Raw genomic sequence first — 11065 nt, 5'->3', positions numbered from 1 at the left:
CCACCAGCCCGTCGGCGCGCGTCTCCTCCCCGGGGCGTACGGTGCGCACCTCGCGCGCCCCGGCCGCGCGCAGGACGTCGCGGACGGTGTCGAGGGCGTACGGGTCGGCGTCCTCGTCGGCGACCAGCAGCACCTCTCGCCCGACGGGCACGGAGGAGCCGCGCGTGCGCAGCGACTGGGGGCGCGGCCACACGCCGGGGGCGCCGTCCAGGCGGACGCGGTCGTCGGAGCCCGCGGCGTCCCGTGCGGGCTCCTGCGCGGCCGCGTCCCGCGGTGGTGCCGGGTGTGCGGCCGGTGCGCCGCCGAGCAGTCCGCCGAGGACGGCCGCGACCAGTGCCGTCGCACCGGTCCGGCGGGCGGCGCGGCCATGCGTCGCGTGGTTCACGTGTTCCTCAGGCCCCTCTCGACCCGTTCCCCGACCTGTCTTCCGGCCCGTTCCGTCCGGCCCTGCGGCCGGGCACCGGACCCGCCGGTAGGTAACGAGCCCATCACCGCCGTGGTGAAGGTGTCAACGACAGGGGCCGAAGTGCCCGGTTTGTCGAACGGCGCGGCCGGGGCCGGACGGGACGGGCCGATCGCCCCTCCCGGGCGGCCGGTCCGGGAAGAGGCGGTAAACCTTGGCCGGGATGCCCGCTTTGCTCGAATGTCCTACGCTGGCAGGCGTATCACGCCGTGAAATCGTCGGTGGTGAGTGTGTGACCCACCTCACGTTTACCCCGTCGAAAGTGTCTGGGCTCCGCCTCAGTGGGTAGGGCCCCTCATGTCCGACCGACAGCAACGAACGGAGGCCCCCGTGGCCGCGTCCGCTGAACTCCTCACTCCCCTCCCCCTGTTTCCCAAACAGGGGCAGGAGCCGATCGACCTGTCCGGAGTCTCCGACCCCGACTCCGGCCTGGACGGCTCCTGCTCCTGGGACTACGCCGAGACGCCGCTGACCAGCGAGCCCCCACTCGCCGACGCCGCCCCGCTCACCAGTGAGCCGCCGCTGGCCGCCGAGCTGCCGCTGACCAGCGAACCGGCCGGGGTGGGATACGGAACGGATTCCGCGGAGATCTGAGCCCCGGCGAGCCCAGGGGGAGAGCGGAGGAAGTTCCCATGAGCCGACTGGCGCGACTGGCCGCGGCACACGGAGTCTGCACCTCCTACGACCCGGCCCCGGGCCGTACGGTCCGGGTGCCCGACGACACGATCGTCGAAGTGCTCGCCGCACTGGGAGTCGACGCTTCCACCCCGGACGCCGTACGCGACGCCCTGGCCCGCCACGCGCGCGAGGAGGCGGCCCGGCTGCTGCCCCCCACCGTCGCCGTACGCGCGGCCTCCCGCGGCGAGGCATCCCCGCCCGCCACCTCCCCGCCCGCCGTCCGCGGCGGCGTCCCCCCGCTCCCCGACGGCACCGAGCTGAGGGTCGAGACGGAGGACGGCCGCACCCTGGACTGGGGGGCGGACCCGGACGCCGACGGCGAACGGCTCCCCCTGGGCTGCCACACCCTCCACGCCGAGGCCCCCGGCGGCCGCACCGCGCAGGCCGCCCTGATCGTCGCCCCGGACCGCTTCCCGGCCGTCCAGGGCCGCTCCTTCGGCCTGCTCGTCCAGCTCTACTCGCTGCTGTCCTCACGCTCGTGGGGCATGGGCGATCTGGCCGACCTCGCCGACCTCGCCGCCTGGTCCGGGCGTGCGACCGGAGCCGACTTCATCCAGCTCAACCCCCTGCACTCGGCCGTGCCCGCCGCCGAGGGCGAGAGGGTGGACCCCTCCCCCTACCGCCCCTCCTCGCGGCGCTTCGCCGACCCGGTGCACCTGCGGATCGAGGAGATCCCCGAGTACGCCTACCTGCGCGGCGGGGCCCGCGCCAAGGCGGACGACCTGCTGGCACAGGCGGCCGGACTGCGCGAGGCCGCCCTCGCCAAGGACGGGATGATCGACCGCGACGCGGTGTGGTCGCTCAAGCGCCGCGCCCTGGCGCTGGTGCGCACCGCCCCCCTCGGCCCCGGCCGCCACGTCGCGTACTGCGACTTCCTCGCCGAACAGGGCCAGGCCCTGGAGGACCACGCCGTCTGGTGCGCCCTCGCCGAGATCCACGGACCCGACTGGCGCTCCTGGCCCGCCGGCCTGGACGACCCCCGTTCGGCCGCCACCGCCCGCGCCCGCGGCGAACTGCTGGACCGGGTGGACTTCCACACCTGGCTGGCCTGGCTCACCGACGCCCAGCTCGCCCGCGCCCAGCGCACCGCCCGCGACGCGGGCATGTCCATCGGCCTGGTGCACGACATGGCGCTCGGCGTCCACCCCTCCGGAGCCGAGGCCTGGGCGCTCAAGGACTTCCTGGCCACCGGTATGTCCATCGGCGCGCCGCCGGACGCCTTCAGCCCCCGCGGCCAGGACTGGGGCCTGCCGCCCTGGAACCCGGGCGCGCTGGCCGCGTCCGGCTACGCCCCCTACCGCACGCTGCTGCGCGGGCTGCTGCGGCACACCGGCGGCCTGCGCATCGACCACGTGATGGGCCTGTTCCGGCTGTGGTGGGTCCCCGAGGGCCGCCCGCCCACGGAGGGCGCCTACGTGCGCTACGACGCCGAGGCCATGCTCGGAGTGCTCGCCCTGGAGGCGTACCGCGCCGGGTCGGTCGTCGTCGGCGAGGACCTGGGCACCGTCGAGCCGGGCGTGCGCGGGGAACTGGCCGGGCGCGGCGTGCTGGGCACCTCCGTGCTGTGGTTCGAGCGCGACTACGACCACATCCGCACCCCCGACCACGAGGTCCCCCAGCCGCTGGAGCCGCGGGACTGGCGTGCCGACTGCCTGGCCACCGCCACCACCCACGACCTGCCCAGCACCGCCGCCCGCCTCAGCGGCGACCACGTCGCGCTGCGCGACGGCCTCGGCCTGCTGTCCGGCCCGCTCGCCGAGGAGCAGGCCCGGGACGCCATGGAGACCGCCGAGTGGATCTCCCACCTGACCCGTCTGGACCTGCTGCCGGAAGGGCCGGGCGAGGAGGAGAGCGAGATCAGGGGCCTGTACCGCTTCCTGGCCCGCACCCCCGCGAGGATGGTCGGGGTCTGGCTGCCCGACGGCGTCGGCGACCGGCGCCCGCAGAACGTGCCGGGCACCTGGGACCAGTACCCCAACTGGCGGCTGCCCGTCGCCGACGGCGACGGCAGGCCCGTCACCCTGGAGGAACTGGTCACCTCGCCCCGGATGCGCGACCTGCTGGAGACGGTGTACGAGGAGCTGCACGGGCCGCGCGAGCGCCGCATACCGGCTCCCGGGCAGCACGGAGGGCGGTACTCGGGGCGGTACGGGGAGAGCCACGCCGAGCCCGAAGGCCCCCCTGGGCGCGTGACCTCGGGAGAGGTTCGCTAGCGTTGACCGTGTGGACAACAAGGTCAAGGTCAACGAGAACGTCAGGAGCGCCGGCACCGCCGCGCGCGCCGGATTCGTCACCGCCCTCACCGCGCTGACGCTGCTGGTCGCCTCCCCCTCCGCCCTCGCCCTCTACCGCGACGACGGCGACGACCCGGGCACCGGCCTGAGCGTGGTCGAGACCCTCGGCCTGTACGTCGTGGCGCCCGTCGCCCTGTTCGCGATCATCGCCGCGCTGGTGATGGTCGGCGACAAGTCCGCCCGCAAGAGCGGTCAGGTCGCCGGCCGCCAAGAGCCCAACCAGGGCTGACCCGCGGCCCGCCCCGGACCCTGCCTCCGACCGCCCGCAAGAGCGGACAGCCGGTGGCCGGTGACACTTTCGGACTCGGCCGGACCACTGGAAGCCGCCGCCGCAGCCGCACGGATCCCGGACGGTCAGGGCCCCGGCGGCGGCCGGCACGTGGGCACGTGCGGTGGGGATCGTCACGCGGACCTGCTCGTAGACGCGCCCCTCCTCGTCCACCATCGCGCCGTCGCCGTCCAGCCCGGGAAGGCCGCTGGCCGTCCCACCCCGCCGGTGACCGGGATGACCGCGGGCTGTCAGAGCACTCTGTCTTTGACCGCTGTCACGAAGGCGGACCAGTCGGCGTCCGGAAAGACCAGCGCGGGCCCCTCGGGGGTCTTGCTGTCGCGGACGGGTATGACGCCGGGGAAGCCGTCGGCGACCTCGACGCAGCTCCCGCCGGTGCCGTCGCTGTAGGACGACTTGCGCCAGACAGCGGTGTTCAGGTCGTATGCGGTGCGCATGATGTCGTGTACTCCTCGGCCACCGATTCGATCAGGTCCAGGGACGCCATAGGAGGCAGCGAAGCGGCCCTGACGAGATCGTATGACTTCTGGGATCGCTCCACCATGACCGGTTCGTCGATGAGCTGGCCGGTGCCAGCGCTCTCTGTGTAGACGACAGGCGGTGCGTCGCGGAAGGTCATCAGGGACGCCATGCCGTTCAAGAGTGCGTGCGCCGCAGCGGTGAACGGAAGAACCTGCACCATGATCCGGTGGGAGTGCGCCAGTTGAGCGATATGGATGAGCTGTTCATGCATGACTGTCGGTCCTCCCATCGGGACCCGGAGCACTGTCTCGTGGAGGACCGCCCACAACTGTGGCGCAGTTGACTGGTTGAGAAGGTACTGCCGATCCATGCGAGCCCGAACCAGCTTCTCCACCTCCTCCTCCGAAGCGAGGGGGAGTGCCGCGCGAGTGATGGCCCGTGTGTAGGTCTCAACCTGCAACAGGCCCGGCACCAGCATGGGCGCGTACTCGCTGATGGTCGTCGCCATCTGCTCCAGCTCCGCCGCGTCGGCGAAGTAGTCCGGGTACTTGTTCTCCCGGGCCAGTCGGCACAGGCGTTGCAGGTGTTCGCCGGTGCCGAGGATCTCGTCGAACAGCTTGGAGGTGTCCTGCTGCGGGCGGCGCACCGCCGTCTCGAACTGGCCGACGTAGGTGCCCGAGCAGAAGACGCGCTCGCCGAGCTGGGACTGCGTCAGGCCCGCCGCCTCGCGCAGACGGCGCAGCTCGGCGCCGTAGAAGGTCTTGGGCGAGGCGTACGGGTCGAGTTGCCTGGGCTCGGTCATGGCGGGCTCCCCCTGTCACGGAACGGGCATGCGGGTTTGGACTTCCGTTCCACGCAAGCACACAGAGTGACTGGAACGGCGTGTTCGGCGAATGATTCCCCCGAAGGTGTTCGCCGGTCCCACGGCCTTGCCCAACAGGAGAAGTGTGGGCCGGAACCGCCCGGAGCCGCCCGAGGTCAGCGGCGCCGGCGGCGCCCGGAGCCGGGGCCGCCGCGCAGCGAGGAGAGGACCAGGCGGCCGTAGCGGGTGGTGAGCGCGGCGGCCGTCACCACCACCGACAGCCCCAGCGCGGCCAGCAGGTGCGCGGGGGAGTCGTCACCGAGTACCTGGAGGATGCCCAGCGCGGTGCCCAGCGGCAGGCCGAGGATGGTCAGCACGCCGAGCGCGCCGCTGATCTGCTGGCTCTCCTGGGTCTGGACGAGCCGGCTGTAGTCGGCGGCCTCGGCCAGGATCTCGGTGAAGCGCTCCGGCAGCCGGTGCTGGTTCTGGAAGGCGAGCAGCAGGTCATTGGCGGGGCCGTGGGCGGTGAGGTGCTGGCGCCAGTAGGTGCTGCGGAAGCGCGCGATGTTCCGTTCCAGGGCGGCGACACGGGCGGTCAGGCGGGAGCCGTCGTCGAAGACGGCGGAGAGTTCGTCGGTCAGTTCGTCGATGTGGTCGCGCTGGAGGGAGCCGAGCAGCAGGGCGTCGAGGTAGACGGTGCGGGCGTGCAGGGCGGCGAAAGTGTAGAAGTCGTCTCCGCCGGGGTCGGGCCGGTGGCCGAGGAAGGCGGTGCCATGGCGCAGGACCAGGGCACTCCAGTCGGCGGAGATCCGTACCGCCCGGCTCAGTTCCTCGGCGGCGGTCTCGGGGGCGAGGGGGTAGTCGGCGGGGACGGACCGGGAGGCGAGCTGCCACAGCCAGCGGTCGGCAGCGGGCGGGACGGGTGTCTGCGGAGTGGGACGCAGGGCCGGGGCGTGACCGGGGCCGGGCGTGAGGAAGGCGACGGTGTAGGGGCGGGTGATGGCGAACGCGCCGGTGGCGTCGCGGACTTCGGCCGTTTCCCCGAGCAGGCGCCCGGGGGCGAGAGGGCCGGTGAGGGGGTCGGGGCCGGCCGGGTGGCGGTGGCCGATGGCCCGCAGCACCGGCAGCAGGGGCCGGGAGACGGTGAAGTGCAGGACGGCCAGGGCACGGGTGGGCTCGCGCACGGTGGCGGCGCGCAGCAGCTCCAGGCCCTCCAGACGCAGCCCCTCGTGCTCGGCCGCCGCCGTCCGGTGCCAGCGGCAGGGGCGGTCCGGGGTGCCGTACAGAACCCGGGCCGAGGCCGGGGCGAAGTACGTGGCGCGGGTCGCGGCGTCGGTGCGCCGCTCGCCCAGTCCGAAGGGGAACGGTCCTACGGCCCACTCCGGGCCGCCCGGTTCGCGCGGCAGCCGGACCGGCAGCACCACGGCCAGCACCTGCCGCACTCCGGTGACGGTCTCCAGGGGCGGCCCGGCGGTCACCGGTAGAACTCGGTGGACAGCACCGGGGCGAGATCGGCGAACAGCCGCAGGAAACCAGCCGGGCTGGACTCCTCCAGCCGGTGCAGCATGGCCGCGGACGGTTCCACGCAGAGCAGCGGGTACGTGAGCCCGACGGAGCGGGCGATCTCACGGGCGAACAGCCCCGTACCGGAGCCGATGTCGGCCACCCGGTCGGTGGGGGACAGGCTCAGTGCTCCGGCGATGCGGGCGGACATCCAGGGGATGTAGTCCGAGCCGTACACCCAGTGCTCGTCGAACTCGGCGGCGAGGCCCTCGTAGTGCCCCAACACCTCACGCCGGTCCACAGTTCACCTCCGCTCGCCGCCGCGCCGCTTCTGCGGCCTCTCGTCAGGCTACCGGCCTTCCGGGGCGCTGCGAGATCGAGTTCTGGTCAGGAGGGTGTGGCCGGGGCCTCCCCGTGTTACCCGGGACGCCGGTGGCGCGTATGTGAAACGCGTGCGTGGTCGCCTGCGGGTTCGTGACGCACCGGAGGAGGCGGGGGCGGCCGAGGGAGCGCGGGGCCGGGACGGGCGGACCGGTCGCCGATGGGCGGACGGGCGCGGGGGCTCCTGGCGGGGAGGGACGACCTCGTGCGACGGCCCGCCCGCCAGGAGCCTCGTCAGCCGTTACCGCGGGAATTCGTTCTCAACCTCGGTGCCGGGGCGTGAACGGCTCGGTGAGGAGCCGGAGGCGCAACCCGGTGAACAGAGGTTCCCCGCAGGGTGTCCGGCGGTTTTCCGGCCTCAGTGGATCCTGATCGATATGACCTTGTGGATGTGGCCGGGGTTCCACGAGCTCCACTTCTGAAGGGTGATGGTTTCGATCCTCGGATTGCTCAGGCTGCGCTGGAAATCGAGGGTCGCGACGTTGTTCCCGGACTCGACCCAGTTCACGCCGTAGATGGCGACGGGCATCGTGCCGGCGTTGGCGAAGCAGAGGGTGTCGCGGCCGTTGTTGTTGTGGATCTCGAGGTAGCTGTTCTCGTTGCAGTCCGTACGGTTGATCAGCGTCCCGTTGGTGGTGGCCGTGGTGGCCGTGGTGGCCGTGGTGGCCGTGGCGGGTACGGCCGTGGCGGCCAGCGCGCCCGCGGCGACCGCCACGACACCGAGGGAACGGCGTACGGAGAGCCTCATTGTTTTCCTCCTGTGGACGGGTTCGGAGAACCCACCGTCACACACGCTCCCTTTTACGGGAAAGCGATTACCAGCCAGATCGACGCGTTCGCGAGAACCCGTGCGAACGGTGTGGTGTGCGGCATGTTTGAATCGGTCGGAGTCGGTGTTCCCAGTTCGGGAGGGTGGCATGGAAAACCGGTTAACGAGATTCGTAACACGTTGTTTCTCGTGATGTGTTAATGTGCGCGGTTTTCCGTCGGGCGCTGCCGCGCGGGCGGAATGAGGGAAGGGGCGCCGGTCGGTCGGGACGGGCGCGGGAGGGGTGTGCCGCAGGTCGAGCCCGGGCCAAGGCCGTTGTCCGAGCGCCGAGTTGTCCGGTGGTTCGCCGCGTTCAACCCCTTGACCGAGAACGGTCCGTCGTTAAGGTCTAGACCTGAACACATGAGGTCTAGACCTTGGTTCGGACCCTGCCCTCGTCCCACGGCTCGTCCGTGTGAGGGCACGGTGCGTGGACGGTGATGCCCGTCGCGGCATCCGGTGCGTCCGCGCACCCGCGCCATCCGGCGGGGCGGCGCGACCGGCGCGGCGTAGGAGCCGTACCCCACCCGGTCGCGCCGGGCTTCCGGGCGGCGGCCTCGACGACACCGAAGAAAGTAGAATGGCATGAACACGAAGAAGCGAGTGGCCCTTGCGCTCGGCGCGATGGTCGCCCCCCTGCTCGCCGTCAGTCTCCCGGCGGGCACGGCCAACGCCCACGGCTGGGTCACCGACCCCGGCAGCCGCCAGGACCAGTGCGCCGAGGGCGTCGTCGACTGCGGTCAGATCTCGTACGAGCCGCAGAGCGTGGAGGGGCCGAAGGGGCTCAAGAGCTGCAGCGGCGGCAACGAGCAGTTCGCCGAGCTCGACGACGACAGCAAGGCCTGGCGGGTCACGCCGGTCGGCTCCTCGCACACCTTCACCTGGAGCCTGACGGCGCGCCACTCCACCGACACCTGGCAGTACTTCATCGGCGACCGGAAGATCGCCGAGTTCGACGGCAAGGGCGTGCAGCCGCCCTCGCAGGTCAGCCACCAGGTGAACTTCGACGGCCTCACCGGCCGCCAGAAGGTGCTCGCCGTGTGGAACGTGGCGGACACCACCAACGCCTTCTACGCCTGCATCGACGTCAACATCGGCGGCACGGGCGGCGGTGACGGCGGCGGTGACGGTGGCGGCGACGGCGAGCCGGGCGCCTGCGCCTCGCCGGCCTGGGGCACCGGGAACGTCTACACCGCCGGCGACACCGTCACCCACGACGGGCACACCTGGCGCGCCAAGTGGTGGACGCGGGGCGAGGAGCCCGGCGCCGCCGGCGAGTGGGGCGTCTGGGAGGACCTCGGAGCCTGCGCGGCCGCGTGACCGCGTGATCCGGTGACCGTGTGACGCGGCCGGGGCGGCGCGGGCCCGCCGGGGCGTGCGCCGGCCCTCCCCGTTTCCCGCCGCGCGTGTACGGGCCGCTCCGTCAGCCGATGACGTGCGCCGGGTCGCGCAGCCAGACCTCCTGGCGGCCGTCACGGGTGACCGTCAGACCGAACTCGCCCTGCTCAGGGCGGCCTTCGGCCTCGTACGCGCTCCAGGCGGCCTCCACCCGGTCCCACAGGGAGGCCGGACCGTACTGCCAGACCTCGAAGAGGCCGCCGCCGTCTCCGCTCCGGCCGTCCCCGGCCGCGGTCGCGGCCGAGCCGTCGCGGCCGGTCAGCCAGAGGCGCCGGGCGCCGCCGTCCTCGTCGGCGTAGGTCATGGTGATGTCCGGCAGGCGGGCGAACGCCCAGGCGCAGAAGCCTGGTTCGGTGACCCGGGCCGGGTCCAGGCCGGTGGTGGAGGAGCGGCCGGTGGCGGAGTCCACCGCCGGGGCGGGCAGCCGGTCGGCGCGCAGCGGCATGAACCACGCCGAACCGGTGAACCTCCCCCGTGCCAGGCCGCCGTCCTGGACGGTCAGGGAGACCAGGCCCCCGGACCACACATCCCGGTGCAGGGGCGCGACGATCCGCCCGCCGGGCGCGGTCTGCGCCACCCACGCCCCCGGTACGCGCAGCACCGAGCACGTCGCCAGTACCCGGTCGTACGGCGCGCCGCGCGCCCACCCGGACACGCCGTCGCCCCACACCACCCGGGGCGCGCGGCCGGCCGAGGCCAGCGCGTGCCGCGCCCGTTCGGCCAGGGCCGGATCCACCTCGACGGTCACCACCCGGGCGTCGCCGAGGCGGTGGACGAGCAGGGCGGCGTTCCAGCCGGTGCCCGTGCCGACCTCCAGAACGCGCTCACCACCGCGGCCCACCTCCAGCTCCGCGAGCATCCGCGCGACGAGCGACGGCATGGAGCTGGAGGAGGTGGCCTCGCCGGGGCCGCCGGCCGCACCCTCGTCGAGCTGGGTGACGACCGGCTCGTCCGCGTAGGCGAGTTCCCACCAGGCATCGGGTTCCCCGGCGCGGTGGACGGGAACGTATCCGTCCGCGCCGTACCGCCAGACCCGTTCTGGCAGGAAGAGGTGGCGCGGTACCGCCTCGAAGGACGGCCGCCAGTCGGGGGTGAGGGCGCCGGAGGCCGAGACGGCGTCCAGCAGGCGCCGGTGGGACTCGTGCCACCGCCGCCGCGTCGTGTCCGCCGTGCCTGCCGCTTCCGCCGCGCCCGTCGTACTCGTCACCGCGTTCACCGCCGCTTGGGCTTGGCGGGGCCGCCGTCGGGGGAGGGCGGCTGGGGCGGCGGGTTCCACGGCCTGATCGGGGCCGGCTTTCCGGCGTGCTTGCTCCTCGTGCCGTCTGCCATGGACGGTCCTTCCGTTCGTCGTGAGCGGGTGACGGAAGGAGACGCTAGAGGTCACCCAGCGTGCGGGGAAGATGACTCAGGCCAACGGCGCGGGAGTTGAGTGGTGGATTGCCCGGGCCCGCTCCAGCGCCTTTCATCTGCGGTTTCGTGAGGCGCGCAGTGCGGCTGCTGAGCCGGTTCCTCTGGCGGACGGCCCCCGCGGCACGTCACGCTGTGCGGTGAGCCGAACGCGATAGGCGACACGACGCACGGAAAGGCACCGCGCCCATGTACGACCTCCCCACGGTCCCGCCCGCCGACGCGGCGGGCCGCGATCCGGTCACCGATGCGATCAGCGCATCCACCGAGGCGGTGGTCGAACTCCACGCGGCCCTGGCCGAAAACGGGATCACCCTGCCCTCCCTCGGCATCGACCTGGCGTCCTGCACCCGGACCGTCGGCCCGCGTCCGCTGGTGGAGCTGGGGCGCTGCAACCTGGAGACCGCCCGCGTCCTGACCGCCGCCCTGGAGAGGGCGGCGGTCAGGTGACGCCGCCCCGTCCCGTGTCCGGTGCGAGGCGGCTGTGAGCCGGAAGCGGGCCGGGGGGCCCCCCCCCCCCGGGCAGGGGTGGGGGGGGCCCGGCGGGGGGGGGCGGGCCCCACCCCCGGGCCCGCGCGGG

General features: G+C 73.2%; 12 protein-coding genes. 5 read left to right on the top strand and 7 right to left on the bottom strand.

Going from position 1 to position 11065, the window contains the following annotated elements; genetic code table 11:
- Window positions 1-385, bottom strand: a 385-nt coding sequence (locus AC2CJA_RS18330; protein WP_484603781.1) for a glycoside hydrolase family 20 zincin-like fold domain-containing protein, incomplete at its 3' end; no start/stop codon positions are given.
- Window positions 386-793: 408 nt separating this feature from the next.
- Here AC2CJA_RS18330 and AC2CJA_RS18325 point away from each other — a divergent pair.
- From AC2CJA_RS18325 to AC2CJA_RS18315, 3 genes are read left to right on the top strand one after another with little or no spacing between them, the layout of a single operon-like run.
- Window positions 794-1057: a hypothetical protein gene (locus tag AC2CJA_RS18325; RefSeq protein ID WP_093849159.1), complete on the top strand. Its 264-nt coding sequence runs from the start codon at window positions 794-796 to the stop codon at window positions 1055-1057.
- A 38-nt stretch (window positions 1058-1095) separates the two neighbouring features.
- On the top strand, window positions 1096-3354 hold the full coding sequence (gene malQ, locus AC2CJA_RS18320; RefSeq protein WP_484603780.1) for a 4-alpha-glucanotransferase: 2259 nt from the start codon (window positions 1096-1098) through the stop codon (window positions 3352-3354).
- Between the two features lie 10 nt (window positions 3355-3364).
- Window positions 3365-3664: a hypothetical protein gene (locus tag AC2CJA_RS18315; protein WP_484603779.1), complete on the top strand. Its 300-nt coding sequence runs from the start codon at window positions 3365-3367 to the stop codon at window positions 3662-3664.
- Between the two features lie 290 nt (window positions 3665-3954).
- On the opposite strand, the gene AC2CJA_RS18310 is transcribed toward AC2CJA_RS18315, so the two are convergent.
- The 5 genes from AC2CJA_RS18310 to AC2CJA_RS18290 all read right to left on the bottom strand — a co-directional run bounded on the left by AC2CJA_RS18310 (window position 3955) and on the right by AC2CJA_RS18290 (window position 7620).
- The gene (locus AC2CJA_RS18310) at window positions 3955-4161 is read right to left on the bottom strand and encodes a DUF397 domain-containing protein (protein WP_484603778.1); all 207 of its coding nucleotides are present in this window, start codon (window positions 4159-4161) and stop codon (window positions 3955-3957) included.
- Window positions 4140-4988, bottom strand: a complete 849-nt coding sequence (locus AC2CJA_RS18305) for a helix-turn-helix domain-containing protein (protein WP_484603777.1) — start codon at window positions 4986-4988, stop codon at window positions 4140-4142. Before AC2CJA_RS18305 ends, AC2CJA_RS18310 begins: the two co-directional genes overlap by 22 nt.
- Before the next feature lie 176 nt (window positions 4989-5164).
- Window positions 5165-6466, bottom strand: coding sequence for a hypothetical protein (locus tag AC2CJA_RS18300; protein WP_484603776.1), 1302 nt, complete (start codon window positions 6464-6466; stop codon window positions 5165-5167).
- Window positions 6463-6792, bottom strand: a complete 330-nt coding sequence (locus tag AC2CJA_RS18295) for a class I SAM-dependent methyltransferase (protein ID WP_484603775.1) — start codon at window positions 6790-6792, stop codon at window positions 6463-6465. Before AC2CJA_RS18295 ends, AC2CJA_RS18300 begins: the two co-directional genes overlap by 4 nt.
- Before the next feature lie 438 nt (window positions 6793-7230).
- Window positions 7231-7620, bottom strand: a complete 390-nt coding sequence (locus tag AC2CJA_RS18290) for a beta/gamma crystallin domain-containing protein (protein WP_484603774.1) — start codon at window positions 7618-7620, stop codon at window positions 7231-7233.
- Between the two features lie 645 nt (window positions 7621-8265).
- Here AC2CJA_RS18290 and AC2CJA_RS18285 point away from each other — a divergent pair.
- Window positions 8266-9000 carry a lytic polysaccharide monooxygenase gene (locus tag AC2CJA_RS18285; protein WP_484603773.1) on the top strand — a complete coding sequence of 245 codons (735 nt, stop codon included), beginning with the start codon at window positions 8266-8268 and terminating at the stop codon, window positions 8998-9000.
- Between the two features lie 103 nt (window positions 9001-9103).
- On the opposite strand, the gene AC2CJA_RS18280 is transcribed toward AC2CJA_RS18285, so the two are convergent.
- Entirely contained in the window at window positions 9104-10285 is a 1182-nt protein-coding gene (locus AC2CJA_RS18280) for a methyltransferase domain-containing protein (protein ID WP_484603772.1), read from the bottom strand.
- Window positions 10286-10674: 389 nt separating this feature from the next.
- On the opposite strand from AC2CJA_RS18280, the gene AC2CJA_RS18275 reads away from it, so the two are divergent.
- The gene (locus tag AC2CJA_RS18275) at window positions 10675-10935 is read left to right on the top strand and encodes a hypothetical protein (protein ID WP_484603771.1); all 261 of its coding nucleotides are present in this window, start codon (window positions 10675-10677) and stop codon (window positions 10933-10935) included.
- Window positions 10936-11065: the final 130 nt, after the last annotated feature.

This window comes from Streptomyces sp. ATLC9 (assembly GCF_057196705.1).
The sequence above is the reverse complement of the archived record's forward strand: the minus strand, read 5'-3'. Positions and strand labels throughout refer to the sequence as shown.